This window comes from Aminobacter sp. MET-1 (genome assembly GCF_026521175.1).
Taxonomy (GTDB): Bacteria; Pseudomonadota; Alphaproteobacteria; order Rhizobiales; family Rhizobiaceae; genus Aminobacter.
The window spans coordinates 152,042-168,890 of record NZ_JAMSHL010000001.1 but is presented as its reverse complement, the minus strand read 5'-3'; the positions used below and the strand labels follow the sequence as shown (position 1 = coordinate 168,890).

The 16,849-nt window shown below is 63.1% G+C and carries 11 protein-coding genes and 1 pseudogene; 3 read left to right on the top strand and 9 right to left on the bottom strand.

Annotated features, from left to right (window positions below; genetic code table 11):
- Positions 1-83: 83 nt before the first annotated feature.
- Entirely contained in the window at positions 84-707 is a 624-nt protein-coding gene (locus tag NDO48_RS00775) for a TetR/AcrR family transcriptional regulator (protein WP_267320686.1), read from the top strand.
- Positions 708-715: 8 nt separating this feature from the next.
- On the opposite strand, the gene NDO48_RS00770 is transcribed toward NDO48_RS00775, so the two are convergent.
- Positions 716-1,216 (bottom strand): hypothetical protein, encoded by a 501-nt coding sequence (locus tag NDO48_RS00770; RefSeq protein WP_267320685.1) that lies wholly within the window; start codon positions 1,214-1,216, stop codon positions 716-718.
- A gap of 102 nt (positions 1,217-1,318) precedes the next feature.
- Positions 1,319-1,540, bottom strand: a complete 222-nt coding sequence (rpmE, locus tag NDO48_RS00765; protein WP_026227601.1) for a 50S ribosomal protein L31 — start codon at positions 1,538-1,540, stop codon at positions 1,319-1,321.
- Between the two features lie 189 nt (positions 1,541-1,729).
- On the opposite strand from rpmE, the gene NDO48_RS00760 reads away from it, so the two are divergent.
- Positions 1,730-3,535 carry an ABC transporter transmembrane domain-containing protein gene (locus NDO48_RS00760; protein ID WP_026227602.1) on the top strand — a complete coding sequence of 602 codons (1,806 nt, stop codon included), beginning with the start codon at positions 1,730-1,732 and terminating at the stop codon, positions 3,533-3,535.
- A gap of 4 nt (positions 3,536-3,539) precedes the next feature.
- Here NDO48_RS00760 and NDO48_RS00755 read toward each other — a convergent pair whose 3' ends face one another.
- The 7 genes and pseudogenes from NDO48_RS00755 to NDO48_RS00730 form a co-directional block, all read right to left on the bottom strand.
- Entirely contained in the window at positions 3,540-4,229 is a 690-nt protein-coding gene (locus NDO48_RS00755) for a nitroreductase family protein (protein WP_018429977.1), read from the bottom strand.
- A gap of 100 nt (positions 4,230-4,329) precedes the next feature.
- Positions 4,330-7,191 (bottom strand): autotransporter outer membrane beta-barrel domain-containing protein, encoded by a 2,862-nt coding sequence (locus NDO48_RS00750; RefSeq protein WP_018429978.1) that lies wholly within the window; start codon positions 7,189-7,191, stop codon positions 4,330-4,332.
- A gap of 426 nt (positions 7,192-7,617) precedes the next feature.
- A pseudogene (locus tag NDO48_RS30525) lies at positions 7,618-7,698 on the bottom strand (FAD-binding dehydrogenase); the annotation flags it as partial.
- Positions 7,699-7,717: 19 nt separating this feature from the next.
- On the bottom strand, positions 7,718-10,186 hold the full coding sequence (locus NDO48_RS00745; protein WP_267320684.1) for an autotransporter domain-containing protein: 2,469 nt from the start codon (positions 10,184-10,186) through the stop codon (positions 7,718-7,720).
- A gap of 143 nt (positions 10,187-10,329) precedes the next feature.
- Positions 10,330-11,982, bottom strand: a complete 1,653-nt coding sequence (locus tag NDO48_RS00740) for an FAD-binding dehydrogenase (RefSeq protein WP_018429980.1) — start codon at positions 11,980-11,982, stop codon at positions 10,330-10,332.
- A gap of 126 nt (positions 11,983-12,108) precedes the next feature.
- Complete coding sequence (locus NDO48_RS00735) at positions 12,109-14,574, bottom strand: DUF3857 domain-containing transglutaminase family protein (protein WP_267320683.1); 2,466 nt, start codon at positions 14,572-14,574, stop codon at positions 12,109-12,111.
- Positions 14,575-14,786: 212 nt separating this feature from the next.
- Positions 14,787-16,271: a carboxypeptidase M32 gene (locus NDO48_RS00730; protein ID WP_018429982.1), complete on the bottom strand. Its 1,485-nt coding sequence runs from the start codon at positions 16,269-16,271 to the stop codon at positions 14,787-14,789.
- A 130-nt stretch (positions 16,272-16,401) separates the two neighbouring features.
- On the opposite strand from NDO48_RS00730, the gene NDO48_RS00725 reads away from it, so the two are divergent.
- Entirely contained in the window at positions 16,402-16,755 is a 354-nt protein-coding gene (locus tag NDO48_RS00725) for a DUF1304 domain-containing protein (RefSeq protein WP_267320682.1), read from the top strand.
- The last annotated feature ends 94 nt before the right edge of the window (positions 16,756-16,849 follow it).

Genomic DNA, 16,849 nt, shown 5'->3' with positions numbered 1-16,849 from the left:
CAAAATATGAGCAATCCTCACATTTGCAAATGTGATAAACCCTCATATTATGATCGTCAAGCGGAATCATCGCAGGCCTCACCATGGACAAGACGGAAGACAGCGGCGCGCTGCGCCGGGCGCCAAGCCAGAAGCGCAGCCAGGAGCGGGTGGAGCGCATGCTGCAGGCAGCAACCGCCCTGATCGAGGAAAATGGCAGCGACGCCATGCGCATGGGCGAGGTGGCGGAACGCGCCGGCGTGTCGATCGGCTCGCTCTACCAGTATTTCCCCGACAAGGCGGCAATCGTGCGCACGCTGGCCGAGCGCTACAACGCCGAGGGCCGCACCTGCATATCCGACGGACTTGCAGGCGTGCGCGACATGGACGGCCTGCTCCAGGCGTTCGGCGCGCTGATCGACACCTATTACGGCATTTTCCTCGTCGAACCGGTGATGCGCGACATCTGGTCGGGCACCCAGGCTGACAAGGCGTTACGCGACATCGATCTGCGTGACTCCAGGGCCAATGGTGCGCTTTTGGCGGAAGCCTGGCAGCGCGTGGCACCCGCCGCGGAGGGCGAAGCCATCGAGCGCAAGGCGTTCCTCGTCATGTCGCTCGGCGAGGCGACCATGCGGCTGGCGATCTCGGTGGAGAGGGCGGAGGGCGATGCGCTGGTGGCCGACTACAAGGCAATGGCGCTGAGGGAGATTGGGGCGAGCGGCTAGAGAGGCGGCTAAACCGCAAACTGCCGTTCCAGCATCTCCAGTCGCTCCTCGTCGGCGCAAAGGGCAAGGCGTGCCAACGCCAACTGCTTGCGATGTAGCGCGACGACGGCCAGCGCGCAGGTCACGAGCTTCGGGTCCGTCTCAATCGTCAGATCGCGCAAGGCCAGTCGGAAAAGTTCGTCCCAGGCTTTGGCATAGTCCTGCATCAGCCAGCCGGGAACAGGTGGATTTCGTGGAAACATCAGCCGGGCCTCCTCGATCGTCGCGGCAAGCCCATAGAGCCCCCAATGGGCCGGGCGATGCTGCGCCGATAGACGGACAAGCACGGGCACGGCAGCGTAGGATGCATCCCCCACGTCGCCTTGGTGATGCAATTCGTTCCAGAGTTCTTCCCAGGCGGCATCGTTGTCATGATGTTCTGACAAAACCTCCAGCATCGGCCTCGGATCATAGGGAACCTTGTATCCTCCGACGAGGCTCCCCCACAGATTGTCGTCCTGCTTCGACATGCGCCTCCCCGCCAAAGACCTATCGGATAAATTTGCAGACTCGGGTCAACAAAAAACCCGCCACGAGGGCGGGTTCTCTGTAACTCTGGAAGCAGGTTCGGCTTAGATGCCGAGGCCTTCGTAGCGCTTCTTGAACTTCGACAGACGGCCACCGCGGTCGAGCAGCGTCTGCTGGCCACCGGTCCAGGCCGGGTGCGTGGTCGGGTCGATATCGAGGTTCATCGTATCGCCTTCCTTGCCCCAGGTGGAGCGGGTAAGATATTCGGTGCCATTGGTCATGACGACCTTGATGGTGTGATAGTCGGGATGGATATCGGCCTTCATCGCTCTGTTCCTGCTGTCGCGGCGCGGCATACGCAGGTGTCCTGCGGCGATGCGCCTCTTTCGAAAACTCGAAGCCGCAGCTAGAAAAAGCCACGGCTTCAGAAACGGTCGGCGTGGCTATACATCAGCCAAATTCGAATCACAAGGCCGCCCAGCCGGCAAATGGGTCGCGGCCCAGAGGGAAATATCATGGCGAAGACGACCGACGGCGCGATTGAGGAGCGCAGGCGTTCGCTGCGCCCGCTGAGCCGGCTCTCGCCCTATCTCAGCCGCTACCCCAAGCTGGTCGTCGGCGCCATCATTTCGCTGATCCTCGCCGCAGTCACCACGCTGACGCTGCCGATCGCCGTGCGACGCATGATCGATCACGGCTTCTCGACTTCCGATTCGGGCTTCATCGCCAAATACTTCGCCATGCTGGTGGCGATCGCCGCCTTGCTCGCGCTGGCGTCCGCCTGCCGCTATTATTTCGTCATCACGCTCGGCGAACGCGTCGTCTCCGACATTCGCCGTGACGTATTCTCCCACGTCACCGGCCTGTCGCCGGCCTTTTTCGACACCGCCATGTCGGGCGAGATCGTCTCGCGCCTCGCCGCAGACACCACGCAGATCAAGTCGGCCGTGGGCGCAACAGCGTCGGTTGCGCTGCGCAACATCATCCTTGGGTTGGGCGCGCTCGCCATGATGGTCGTGACCAGCCCCAAGCTTTCTGGTTTGGTGATCGCCGCCATCCCGCTGATCGTCTTGCCGCTCGTCGCGTTCGGCCGTTCGGTCAGGCGCAAGTCGCGCGCCGCCCAGGACACGCTGGCCGACGCCACGGCTTTCGCCAGCGAGCAGATCGGCGCCATCCGCACGCTGCAGGCCTTCACCAACGAAAAGATGGTGACCCGCCATTTTGCCGCAGCCGTTGAGACCGCCTTCCAGGCGGCACGTGCCTCGGTTCTGGCGCGTGCGATTCTCACCTTCTTCGCCATCTTCACCATCTTCGCGTCGGTCGTGGCCGTCCTGTGGTTCGGCTCGCGCGCCGTTCTCGACGGCACGCTGTCGCCCGGCACGCTCGGCCAGTTCCTGCTTTATTCGGTATTTGCCGCCGGAGCGCTGGGAGCGTTGTCGGAAGTGTGGGGCGAGCTGAGCGCCGCCGCCGGCGCTGCCGAGCGCATCACCGAAATCCTTGCCGAGGAGCCGACCGTCGCCGCCCCTGCCCTGCCCGTGGCCCTGCCCGCCAAGAGCACCGGAGCCATCGAATTCCGCGACGTGACCTTCTCCTATCCCGTCCGCCCCGACCGCGCTGCCGTGCACGGCCTCAACTTCAAGGTCAGGCCCGGTGAGACCATCGCGATCGTCGGCCCGTCGGGCGCCGGCAAGAGCACCGTGTTCTCGCTGCTGCTGCGCTTCTACGACCCCGAAAGCGGAGCGGTGCTGATCGACGGCGTCGATCTCAAGAAGGCCGACCCCGAAGCCGTTCGCGAGCGCATCGCCATCGTGCCGCAGGATGTGACGATCTTTGCAAGCTCGGCCGCCGACAACATCGGCTTCGGCCGCCCCGGGGCGAGCAGGAGCGACATCGAGGCTGCAGCCAAGGCAGCGCTCGCCGACGAGTTCATCGAGAAGCTGCAGGACGGCTATGAAACCCAGGTCGGCGAACGCGGCGTGACCTTGTCTGGCGGCCAGCGCCAACGCATCGCCATTGCTCGCGCCATCCTGCGCGACGCTCCCATCCTTTTGCTCGACGAAGCGACCTCGGCACTCGATGCCGAAAGCGAAAGGCAGGTGCAGACGGCGCTCGAGCACCTTATGCAGGGCCGCACCACCATCGTCATCGCCCACCGGCTCGCGACCGTGCTCAAGGCCGACCGCATCCTGGTCCTGGACGGCGGCGCCATCGTCGAGGAAGGCACGCATCAGAGCCTCGTCGCCAAGGGCGGCATTTACGCCCGCCTCGCCCAGCTGCAGTTCGACACCGGCGCCAGCGCTTTCCAGGGCGCGGCGGAGTAGTCGCTCAGAGGAACGTCGCGATCTCCGCCAGCGGGCGCTTCTCCATGGCGTGCACGGGGATGGTCGCACCTTCCTTGGGGTAGCCGACGACCATCAGGATATAGGGCTTGTCATGCGGATCGCGGCCGCAGATCTCGTTGAGGAAGCTCATCGGGTTCGGCGTGTGGGTCAGCGTCGCGAGGCCGGCACGGTGCAGTGCTGCGATCAGGAAGCCGGTGGCGATGCTGACCGATTCGGGCACGTAATAGTTCTTGCGGGAAACACCGTCGGCCGAGCGGCTCTTGCGCTCGCCAAAGACGCAGATGAGCCAAGGCGCTTCCTCGAGGAAGGGTTTCGAGGCGTCGGTGCCGAGCGGTGCCAGCGCCTTCAGCCATTCTTCGCCGGCCCTGCCCTCGTAGAAGGCGCGTTCCTCGATCTCGGCTGCCTCGCGGATCCGGCGCTTGATCCCGGCATCGCCGATGACGGCGAAATGCCAGGGCTGGTGGTTGGCGCCATTGGGCGCGGTGCCGGCGGCGAGGATGCAGGTCTCGATGATGTCGCGAGGCACTGTCCGGGTCGAGAAATCGCGCACCGTATGACGCGTGCGGATTTCGTCATAGAAGGCCTGGGCGCCGGCCCGCATCTCCTCGACGGGCTTTTCCGTGAAATCAGGCAACGGAACGGCGCGATAGGCGTGGGCTGACGAGACGGTCATGCATTCCTCCCCGGAAATATGATGTCGGCGACAATCGTGAATGCCGCCGTTCGCGTCAACGGGGATGGCGGCGCCTTGATCGGCGCCGCCTGCTCGGAACCTAGAACTTGGCGGCCAGGGTGGCCTTGGCGCCGTGGTCGCGGGCGCCGTTGGCGATCTGGCCGGTATAGGTCAGGCCGAGCGTCGCCTTGGGCGCGATGGCGAGGTCGAAACCGGCCTCGATCAGCAGCGCATCACGGGCGATCGGCGCACCGTAGACGGTGAAGCTGTCGCCGCCGGCGAATGCCACCGTCGACGACGGCTCGACACCGCCGAAGGCATGCCGCCAGCCGAGCCCGCCGCGGGCGGTCGCCTTGGCGTCGCCGAGATGAAGGTCGGTCGCCGCGCGCAGCCCGAGCGTTGACGTGGTGCTGTCGAAGCTCTTGTCGGCGCCGGTGAGCGCGGCTGCTCCGCCGGTTTCGGTGAAACCGTCGGTCGAGGTCGAGACATAGGCGAGACCGGCGAAGGGCTCGAAGGCAACACGCCCCATCTCTGCCCGGTAACCCGCTTCGACGAAGACCTGCGCCGTGCCGGCGTCGTAGCTGGCCTTCAGCGTTTCACTGAGACCCGGGAACGAGACCGTGCGCGTGGTGTCGATCGAATGACGCGTATAGGCGGCACCGGCGCGCAGCGCGACGGCACCGAAGTGACGGCCGCCATAGACGCCGAGATGGAAATTGTCGCTGTCGCCGGACGACGCCCCGCCATCGGTCTCGAAGCTGGTGCGGCTGTAGCCGGCGAGCAGGCCAACACGCCAGTCGCCGCCGACGACGGTGTCGGCACCGGCAACCAGGCCGCCGCTCGAATGATCGAAACCGGAGGCATTGCCATTGCCATCGACCGAACCCCAGTTGCCGAGCGCCTGGCCCCAGACCACGAAGCGGTCGGTGTCGGCGGCAACCAGTTCGGGCCCGCCTTCGCCATAGGCCATGACCGGCAGGTCGGGTGCAGCGACATCGCCGAAGGCCGAGCGCACGCGGTCGTTGGCGAATTCGCCGACGAACGAGCTCGCCTGGGACGAACCGCCGCTGGCCGAAGCGTGCACGTCGCCGGACAGCTGGTTGAGGGCGTCACGAGCCTGGTTCTCGTCGGTGGACAACAACAGCGCAGAACGAACAGGATGGCCGCCCGGAAGGCTATCGATGGCATCGCCGACCGCCGCCTGATTGGACGAATGGGCGACTTCGCCAACTGACAGGTCGTTGCGCTTGAGCGTCAGCGTGACGTCATTGCCGTCGCCGCCGACATAATCGATCAGGTGGTCGAGAAAAATGAGATTGTTGAGATTGCCGACGGAGGCGAAAGTTCCCGTGATGGCATCGTTGCCGTCATTGGCGATGATCGTGAATGGCCCATTCAGCGGGTCCCAGCCGCCGGCCGCAGTCGGATCATTGGGCGAGAGCGACAAGTTGAGGGTTGCACCCGTTATGTTGACTGTGCCGTTGACGGTCAGCCTGTCGGCCCCGTCGGGCGTCGCCTCGATTTCGAGGATGCCATGGTTGACGTAGTTACCGGTAATGGTCTGCGTGTGGACGAGACCCGTCGCAAGCGGATTGGCCGTATCGCCAACGCGATGGGTCGCGCCTGCGGCGATTGTCACGTTGCCAACAACAGCACCGCTGCCGCCGAACCGCGCGCCCGAGGCAACGGAGATCGGCCCAGCCAGCGTACCAATGCCCTTGTAGCCGACATTCAGCATCCCGGCTTCCACGAAGGTTTCGCCGGCGAATGCAGAGCTATCGCCCCTCAGGGTAATGGTGTTCGATCCCCGCTTGAAGAAATCGCCCGCACCGGCAAGCTTGCCGCTCCAGTTGTACGTGTTGACGTTGCCCATGTTGGAAATCAGCGTGCTGCCGGCTTCGATGGTTATCGCGCCACCCGCAGCTCCGAGCCAACTGCTGACAGTGCCGTCGCCGAACTGAAGTGTGCCGTTGTTGGAGATCAGCACGCTGCCCGTGCCACTGCTGCTGTTGTAGCCACCGCCAGTAAGGGTCAACTTGCCGCCACCGACATGCTGGAACGAGCCAGCGCTGTTGATCTGACCGGCAAAAGTCAGGTCGTCGGAGCGATCAAAGACAACGGTGCCGAAGTTGCTGATCGAACCAGCGATCATGCCGCTGGTGCCGCCATCCCCGATGCGAAGAGTGGCGCCGCTGCTGATACCGGTCCCGCCCGTGAACGTGTTCGTCCCTGTCAGCAGCTGCGTTCCACCTTGAACGTTGAGACCACCGCTCCCGGAAATGACCCCGGAGAAGGTGCCGTTTGCGGAAGTCAGGAACAGGGATCTGTCGCCCAGCGTTACAGAACCACCGCCCGCCAGAGCCTTGATATAGGCTCCGCTTGCCCCGGAAACATCGAATGTACCGTCGACCGTCAGCCCGCTGGAGGCGCTGATGCTGCTCCTGGAGCCGATCAACTGGAGCGTGGTGCCGGTGCCGATGGTCGTCGCGCCGGTATAGGTGTTTATCGAGTCGCTGAGCTTAAGCGTGCCGCCGCCAACAATGTTGAGTGCAGCCGAGCCGCCCAGGATCATTCCGATCTCGGTGGTGATGCCACTGCCCACCTCTATGGTCGCCGCGCTACCGGTCGGAGCCAGGACGAGCGAAACCGAAGGGGCAGCAGTAAGCCTGTAACCGTCGCCAGTGAAACGAAGCGTATCGAAATTCTGGTTTTCCTGGACGCTTACCCCGCCCCCGACACCGCCGAAGATGGCAGTTCCACCAAGCCATGTTTGGTTTGTCGTACCGTCGGAATTGGTCCAGTTGGTGCCGGCAGAACTCCACGTGCCAGCGCCACCATCGACATCACCATCAGGAACGCTGCCGGCACCATCCCAATACTGGTCAATTGCATGTGCCGGCGATGCAGCGCCGAGCACAACCGCCACAGCCGCGAGCGTCGCCAGCGCCGTGCCTGCCAGCAAGGCAGAGACTCGGGCGAGTTGCCTGCTGGGCGAATGACCGGAAGAAATCGGGGAAGCCTGTGTCGAGTCGAAACGGGTCCGCGTCGCAACGCTGCGGCCGTGAAAAATCATGATGCCCCCACCAAATTGCATGCATGCCCGGATGGGCAAATTCATGATGCGGGGAACCCAATGCCCCCCGCCAAGAAATTAAGAAACAGTTATGATCTAGAACACCTAAGGTGCCTGAGCAACGGGCAATGTTCGCTTGCATCACCTAAACTATGCACAACTGCACCGACGCTATGGATTGGTTCGCCCCATGATGACGACATCTCATGAATCATTGCTACAAACCATCCAAAGGGCGAACGCACCTGCACTTGCTAAAGCACACCTTGCATCGACAGAAGGTCGGCTAGCTGACTATTTTTGGGTGCATTTCCACTATCGCCCCGCATACCTGCCGGCGCAGCGGCCCGAGAAGATGCAGCCGCCGAGGAAAATATGCTCGAGCGCGTTGTAGCCCTGGCTACGTGCTCGGAACCTAGAACTTGGCGGCCAGGGTGGCCTTGGCGCCGTGGTCGCGGGCGCCGTTGGCGATCTGGCCGGTATAGGTCAGGCCGAGCGTCGCCTTGGGCGCGATGGCGAGGTCGAAACCGGCCTCGATCAGCAGCGCATCACGGGCGATCGGCGCACCGTAGACGGTGAAGCTGTCGCCGCCGGCGAATGCCACCGTCGACGACGGCTCGACACCGCCGAAGGCATGCCGCCAGCCGAGCCCGCCGCGGGCGGTCGCCTTGGCGTCGCCGAGATGAAGGTCGGTCGCCGCGCGCAGCCCGAGCGTTGACGTGGTGCTGTCGAAGCTCTTGTCGGCGCCGGTGAGCGCGGCTGCTCCGCCGGTTTCGGTGAAACCGTCGGTCGAGGTCGAGACATAGGCGAGACCGGCGAAGGGCTCGAAGGCAACACGCCCCATCTCTGCCCGGTAACCCGCTTCGACGAAGACCTGCGCCGTGCCGGCGTCGTAGCTGGCCTTCAGCGTTTCACTGAGACCCGGGAACGAGACCGTGCGCGTGGTGTCGATCGAATGACGCGTATAGGCGGCACCGGCGCGCAGCGCGACGGCACCGAAGTGACGGCCGCCATAGACGCCGAGATGGAAATTGTCGCTGTCGCCGGACGACGCCCCGCCATCGGTCTCGAAGCTGGTGCGGCTGTAGCCGGCGAGCAGGCCAACACGCCAGTCGCCGCCGACGACGGTGTCGGCACCGGCAACCAGGCCGCCGCTCGAATGATCGAAACCGGAGGCATTGCCATTGCCATCGACCGAACCCCAGTTGCCGAGCGCCTGGCCCCAGACCACGAAGCGGTCGGTGTCGGCGGCAACCAGTTCGGGCCCGCCTTCGCCATAGGCCATGACCGGCAGGTCGGGTGCAGCGACATCGCCGAAGGCCGAGCGCACGCGGTCGTTGGCGAATTCGCCGACGAACGAGCTCGCCTGGGACGAACCGCCGCTGGCCGAAGCGTGCACGTCGCCGGACAGCTGGTTGAGGGCGTCACGAGCCTGGTTCTCGTCGGTGGACAAAAGAAAGGCAGCAGCAACCGGATTGGAATTCGGCAAGGCGGCAACTGCGCCCGCGGCTGACGCCTGATTGGGCGCCTCGGCGACGCTGACCAGGGTGACGTTGTTGCGGCTCAGGGTCAGCGTGACATCGTTACCGTCGCCGCCCGTATAGTTGATGAGGTGATCGAGGAAGAGCAGGCTGTTGAGATTGCCGACGGACGCAAATGTGCCCGCGACCGCATCACCGCCGTCATTGGCGATCAGGGTGAAGGGGCCGTTGACCGGCAGCCATGCACCCATACTCGACGGCGAAAGCACGAGATTGAGCGTCGCACCCGAGATGTCGACAGTGCCGTTGACTGTCAACTTGTCGGCGCCTGCTGGCGTCGCCGCGACTTCGAAGATACCGCTGTTGACGTAATTTCCGTTGATGGTCTGGTTCTCAGCGCCATGCGTGCCGCCGGCCAGCACGGTGACGTTCCCGCCGATGGTGCCGCTGCCGCCGAGCCGGGCACCCGACTTGACCGCGACCGGGCCGAGGATCGAGCCAACGCCGCCGACGCCAACGCTCAGCGTGCCGGCGTCAACGTTGGTGCCGCCGGAATAGAGATTGGTGCCAGTAAGCGTCTGGGTGCCACTGCCCGTCTTGACCAGCTTGCCGGCGCCCGAGATGACGCCGGAGAACGTGGTGCTTTTGTTGTCGTTTCCGGTCGTCAGTGTCGCGGTGCCGAGATCAACCGCGCCGGCACCAGCGAGAGAGCCGATCACCTGGTTGTAGTTGTCAAGGACAAGCGAGGCACCGCTCGTCACGGTGTAGCTGCTGTTGGCACTGAAGACATTGGCGTTGCCCGCGACAATGCTGCCCTCGGCCACGTTGGTCGCTGTGGCATAGTTGCTGAACCCGTAGATGTTCGTCAGAATCAGCGAACCGCTGCCGAGCTTGGTAAAGGCGCCAAGCGGGACATCGCCGTCAATCATTTGGGCGTGGGTTGTCAGATCGAAGCTGCCTGTATCGATCGTCCCACCCGTCGACGTGAACTGGATGGTGTGGTTGATAAGCTGGAGCCCAGCCGCACCGGACTGCAGCGTGCCGCCGTCGAGCGTGATGGTTCCCGAGCCGAGAACCGAACCGCCGGTGATGCGGATGGTACCGGCGCTGATGATGGCGCCTGAGCTGAAGCTGTTGGTGCCATTGGTGACGACGAGCGTGCCGACACCGGTCTTCCTGATGAAGCCGACTTCGCCGGACTCGTAGATCCTGCCGGAATAGGTACCGGTGGCACCGGCGCCGACGGAGAACTCCTGGAATGGGTCGAAGCCGATATCTGCGGTGATGTCTTGGCCATCCAGGAGCACCACCACAGGATCGGCCCAGGCCGGCTGGAGGAGAAGGCAAAGAGCGAGCGCGGACACGCCAGACATGGCGCGCGCGTTGGAAAATTTGGCAGACACTATTTGCTCCCCACCTGCAGAGCGAGGGCGCAAAGAACCCTGCGCAGGCACCTGAAATGAATGAGCCCCTGCTAACGCATAACGGAGCTTGGTGGAAGGTTCCTTGCGCGCTTTTCAGCAGACTATTTTTGGGAACATCTTTGCTAGGCGGCCGCATGCCTGCCGGCATTGCGTCCCGAGAAGATGCAGCCGCCGAGGAAAGTGCCTTCGAGCGCGTTGTAGCCGTGGTAGCCGCCGCCGCCGAAGCCGGCGACCTCGCCCGCCGCATAGAGCCCGGGGATCGGCTCGCCATCGGCGCCAAGCACCTGACTGTCGAGATTGGTGTGCAGGCCGCCCAAGGTCTTGCGCGTCAGCACATTAAGCCGGACGGCAATCAACGGGCCATTTGCCGGATCGAGAACCTTGTGCGGCTTGGCGGTGCGGACCAGCCGGTCACCGAGATAGCGTCGGGCGCCATGGATGGCGGTGACCTGCGCGTCCTTGGAGAAGGGGTTGTCGATCTCGCGGTCGCGCGCCACGATCTGCGCATCCAGCCGGTCATAGTCGATGAGGTCGTTGCCCACGAGCGCATTCATGCCAGTGACGAGATCACGCAGAGTGTCGCGGACGACAAAGTCCTCGCCATGCTGTTTGAAAGCCTCGACGGCAGGCGGTGCACCCTTGGCGCGGCGGCTCCTCAGGACCTCGATCCAGCGCTTCGACGTCAGATCCGGATTCTGCTCGGAGCCGGACAGCGCGAACTCCTTCTTGATGATCTTCTGGGTCAGCACGAACCAGGAGTATTCGCGGCCGGTGGAGAGTATCCGCCTCAGAGTGCCGAGCGTGTCGAAACCGGGCAGGAACGGCGCTTCGAGCCGCACGCCACGTGCGTCGAACCATAGCGACGACGGCCCCGGCAGGATGCGGATGCCGTGGTTCGGCCAGATCGGGTTCCAGTTGGTCACACCTTCTGTGTAGTGCCACATGCGGTCGCGGTTGATCACCGCGCCACCGGCGGCTTCGGTGATAGCGACCATCCGGCCGTCGACATGGTGCGGCACGCCGGCGACCATCTTCTGCGGCGCCGGGCCGAGCCGGCCGACCGGCCAGGCCTTGCGAACCAGATCGTGATTGCCGCCGATGCCGCCCGAGGTGACGATCACCGCGTCGGCATGGACTTCGAAATCGCCGACCACGGCACGACCCGACTGCTCGCCGCGCCCGACATCAGAGGGTTCAAGCACCTCGCCGGCGACGCCGGTTACTGCACCATTGGTCTTGATGAGACGGCTCGCTTGATGCCGGAATTTCAACTCGATCCGACCAGCCGAGGCTTGCTCGGCGACGCGCCGCAGGAAAGGTTCGAGCACGCCGGGGCCCGTGCCCCAGGTGACATGGAAACGCGGCACCGAATTGCCATGGCCATGCGCCTGCGCCCCGCCGCGCTCGGCCCAGCCGACGACGGGAAACCAGCGCATGCCCTGGGCATGGAGCCACGGCCGCATCTCGCCGGCCGAAAATTCGATGAAGGCCTCGGCGACCTTGCGCGGCCAATGGTCCTCAGGCCGGTCGAACTGGGCCGAGCCCATCCAATCCTGCAGGGCCAACTCGCGGCTATCCCTGATGCGCATGCGCCGCTGCTCCGGGCTGTCGACGAAAAACAGGCCACCGAGCGACCAGAAGGCCTGGCCGCCGAGCGAATTCTCGCCCTCCTGCTCGAGGATGATGACCCGCTTGCCCCTGTCGGCCAGCTCGGCCGCCGCGACAAGCCCGGCCAGCCCGCCGCCGACGACGATCGCATCCGTCCGATCCGCCAACTGCCCCTCCCAAGATCTTTTGGTATTGTGGGGAGTTTCGGGCAACGGCGCTCAAGTTCAAGCAGAAAGTCGGAACGACGTTGTTCCGCAAGGGAAGGTCGTCAGCACTGGCCGAATTTCGGCCAACTAGGTCGCGCCAAAATAGAATATGAATGGAAGATAGAACACGCCCGCAACAATCCAGACCTTGTCCCAGCTCGTAAACTGGGAACTCCAGGCCAGATATTCAGGGTGCCTCGCGTTAAGCCGGTTGATAACGACCACCAGAGGCAGGGGCGCAATCATCGCAACGACCAGTTCGACGCTCCGGCGCAAACTGGCCAACCAGACGTCTTCCGGCCTATCGAACAATATAGAATAGAGTTCACTGCCCAAGAACAGCAGGCCGGCCGCAACTCCCAACCAGATCGCAATCTGCCTGACGCCAAGGTCGCGGTTGAGACGGACAAATGTCTGTACCATGAAGATGGGCAGGAAGAACCCACGCACAAACGACCAGTATCGCGCTCCATATGCCAGATTTTGCTGGCGGAATACGCGCCATCCCCACAACACGACGTACAGCCCGGCCGTCACGGCAGTCATGACCATGAACTTTAGCGGCGAGATAGGCCAGTAGAGCTGGCCGGGCCGTGGCTTGAATGAGCGCTGCTCGACAATGCAGGCGGCCAGAACCGCCAGCAGCCATGAGGCAAAGATCATCGTCTCGAGGGCTTCCAGCCCCGACATGGGCTCGTCTTCCGCAGGCGCCTCAACGCTGAAGTCATACGCCCACTGGGTATTGTCGAGGATGTCGTTTACCGCGGCCAGATAAGTGCGCACCCCCTCCGCCGAGACCTCTGGTTCCTGCTTCTTGATGTCCCAGCTAAGGACGAACTCCGTTGGCGTACTGCTCCAACTTGTCCGCAAGACGACGTTGGGGGTCACGACCGTCTTTGCTTGTTCGGCGCTAAATGCAGCTTTCAGGTTTTTGACCGTCACGCTGTGTCGGCGAAACATGGGGCCGCCAATCCAAATCGGCCCAACCCGATCAGCCGCGGCCGGCTTGGGAAATTCGGCAGGATCGAAATCCGCGCGAAGCTGGAAATTCTTGATCAGATCACCGTGTGCCAAGGCATCTGCAGGCAATTCATACGTTTCCGACAAGGTGACGATATTCCGATCGCGATCATCCGCCGAGGCCAGCACAGCCGTGCTGCGAATGCCTGGATATTGCCGGGTGTAGTACTGAAGATAGCTGTCGCCGAGTTCGTGAACCGATCGCCCTGCCAACTTGCGCCGCATGTTATCGGCATCGACGCCATAATAGGTGGTCAGTGTTTTCAGCATTAGCGGATCACCCGCTTTTACCGGAAAGCTGACCTCCTCTGCGACAGTAACCGTCGGCTGAAGAAGCTTGGGGGCCGGCATCTTCTCCAGTGCACCGTTCGAGCTTTCCAGCGGCAGGGCATATCCAAAGTCGGGTTCTACAAGCTCGTCACCTCGGCCACCCTGGAGGTAGTCCGTCCCGTCCAGCCAGTAGACACGCGCGCCAATTTCGGCACGCACGATTGCATGATCGAACACCCGCAATGACGGCAAGAACCGATTCAAGCCATAACCCTCATCGATGTCAGTCAGCGCGGCTTCGGCTTTCACCCCGAGGTAGCTCAAGGCCGAAACAAGCAGCAGCGTCTTGTCCTTGCAATCTCCAAAGCCGCTGGCAATCACCGTGGAGGGATCGCGCGGCAAGTATGATCCCGCTCCCATTGACAGACTGATGTAGCGAACCTCGTCCTGGACGATACGCAGTGCCTCGACCATGCGCTCGCGCGGATCTTCATGGCGCGCAGCAATGCTGTCGAGCTTTGCCAAGAAGGCCGGCGGAAAGGTTCGGACCGGCCGATAATCCTGAACAACCGCATCGGCCACATCCCGCCAGCTCGCAGTGGACGAAATCTGGACAGTGCCCCAGGGCGCAAATGAGGCAGGCAGATTGTCCTCGATCTTGACCGGCTCTGGCTTGGACATCTCCCACAGGTAACGCGTCTGGTCCCCAGCCGGCGTGATCTTTGGCCTTACGCTGGTTCGCTCGTCCTTGATCGTCAAGCTGCGCGACGAGGGCCAAATGATCTCGCGCCTGATAAGCCCTACAGGCTCGTCCCACTGCGTCGAAAACCGGTAGTAAAACAACTCCTGACCAACGAGTTCTTGCCTATCGGTCGTGGTTGCGTAGTCAATGACGTCCCCTACGCGCACGTCATTGATGTCGATACGCGCCGTCAGCCAACCATCGAAGATTCCGCGTTCAGAATCCTTTTCTTGACGGTAAACATCGAAAGTGACGTCCCCGAGCCGGTCTTGTACGACGCCGTCGCGGATTACGCGCAGATGATTGAGCTTGATCGTGTGCCTTGCGGGATCAAATTTCAGGTTGATCGTCGCGGCCTGTTCAAGACCCGGACGATCGACCACCTTGTAGGCCTCGCGCTCGTATCCGATGTAGCCTCCGGGACGGTACTTCCCCTGCCAATCAGAAAGCAGGTACGAGATGCCGTTGCGAACCTGCCTCGCCCGAGCCTCGTCGGCATCCGGGATATCGACGTCCGTCACCCAGGTTTCGACCGGAGCCTTAGCTACTTCACTGGCCGCCCACGCAAGTTGCGTAGGCACAAAGAGCAGGGCAAGGCAAACAATCAGCTGCCTCGACGCCAAGAGAATGCAACTCACTATGCGACCCCGCCCCAATACCTAATGGCAAAGTTTTCAGCGGGATCGACAGCAAAGTAAAGGCGAAATACCCAGCGAAATATAGGCTCAATTTTTCAGCGGCCGTAGCGCTTCTTCAGATGAGCCGTGAAATACGCCGCGTTCAACTTTTCGCTGGTTGCGCGTTCGAGCAGTTGGGGCGTCGACCAGCGCGAGCCTTGCGACCAGATGTTGTCGCGGCGCCAGTCGTTGACCGTGTCGAAGTGACCGCGGGCGATGTCGTCGTCGATGGCAGGATGCGCCTGGACGATGGCCGCCCACTGCTGCGCCGCCATCATCGCACCCAGCGTATAAGACGGGAAATAGCCGAATGCCCCACTCGGCCAATGCACGTCCTGCATCGGGCCGTCGGCCGGATTGTCGATGGTGGACAAGCCGAGATAGTCGCGCATCTTGGCGTCCCAAGCCTCAGGCAGGTCGGCGACCGAAAGGCTGCCGGCAACCAGTTCCTGCTCCAGCTCGTAACGCAGGATGACGTGCAGCGGATAGGTGACTTCGTCTGCGTCGACGCGGATCAGGCCGCGCTCGACCCGGTGAACGTGCGGAAGAACCTCGTCGAGCGACCAGGTCTCGCCGAGATGCTGCCCAACCAGCGGCAGCGCCCAGTGCCAGAAGGCCGGATTGCGGCCGAGCTGCTTTTCCACGAACAGGCTCTGGCTTTCGTGCACGGCCATGCCACGCGCCTTGCCGAGCGGCCAGTGCGACCACGCCTCGGGCAGATTTTGCTCGTAGAGCGCATGGCCGGTCTCGTGCAGCACTCCCATCAGCGCCGACAGGAAGTCGGAGGTCTTGTAGCGCGTGGTGATACGCACATCTGAAGGCACGCCGCCGCAGAACGGGTGATGCGACACCGACAGGCTGCCATGGGTGAGATCAAAGCCGACCGCCCCCATCATGGCGAGACCGAGTTCGCGCTGGCGCTCGATCGCATAGATGCCCGACAGGGCACGCGGCGGGTTCCTGGCATTGCGCTCGTCCTGAACCTCCAGCGCCTCCGGGACAAAGTCCTTCAGAAAGGCTTTGAGGTCGGCAAAGACGGGCGTGATGTCGGCTGTACGATTGCCGGGATCGTACTGCTCCATCAGTGCGTCGTAGGGCGATAGCCCGAGCGCATCGGACCTAAGGGCAGCCTCCTCACGGACCAGCGCGACGATGCCCTCAAGTGCTGGCTGGAAGCCGGCCCAGTCATTCTTGGCCCTGAGGTCGCGCCAAAGCTGTTCCGAGCGCAGGCGGGCGGCGGTCTGCCGCTCGACGAATTCGGACGGAAGACAGGTCATGTTGGTGTACTGGCGGCGGAATTCACCAAGAGCTGCCTGCTGCTCGGCGTTGAGGGCCTCCCCATCGGCGGCTTCGACCCAGTCGGCGATCTCGGGAGCGGTTGCCTGGCGGTGGTACATGCCGGCGAGCGCCGACATGGCCTCGGCCCGCTTGGCGCCGCCACCAACCGCCATGTGGGTGGCCTCGTCAGCGCCCAGAATGGCAAGCGCATGTTCGAGCGCTTCGAGCTTGCGGCCGAGTTCGTCGAGCTTGGCGAAGGACATGATGGCTCCTGTGTTTCGGATTTGCGCCGAAAGGATATGAAACCGGGCCGGATCGCAAGACCCGTTGGCTGGTCCAGGCTTGCAGGGAACATGTTCGACGTGGTGGAGTGTCCCGAACAGGAGGTGGGCTGTGCTGGGAAATGTGCTTGTCGGGCTGGTGGCGCTCATCCACCTCTACATCGTCTATCTCGAAATGGTGCTGTGGGACACGCCCCGAGGGCATAAGACCTTCGGCCTCAAGCCCGAATTCGCCAAGGCATCGAAGACGCTCGCCGCCAATCAAGGACTCTACAACGGGTTCCTGGCTGCCGGGCTGATATGGGGGCTATGGCTTGGCGACAATGGATATCAGGTGAGGATCTTCTTCCTGCTCTGCGTGATGATCGCCGGACTTTTCGGCGCAGCCACCGTTGGCAGGAAGACCCTCATTGTCCAGACAGTTCCGGCGGTGCTGGCGCTCGCGGCTGTTTGGGCGGGGTGGTAGGCAAGACAACGGCGATACGAAATGCGAACGCCCCCAGCGTGGCTGGGGGCGTTGGTACCGGATGGCGACGACCGGACTGTTCGAGGATGCCGTC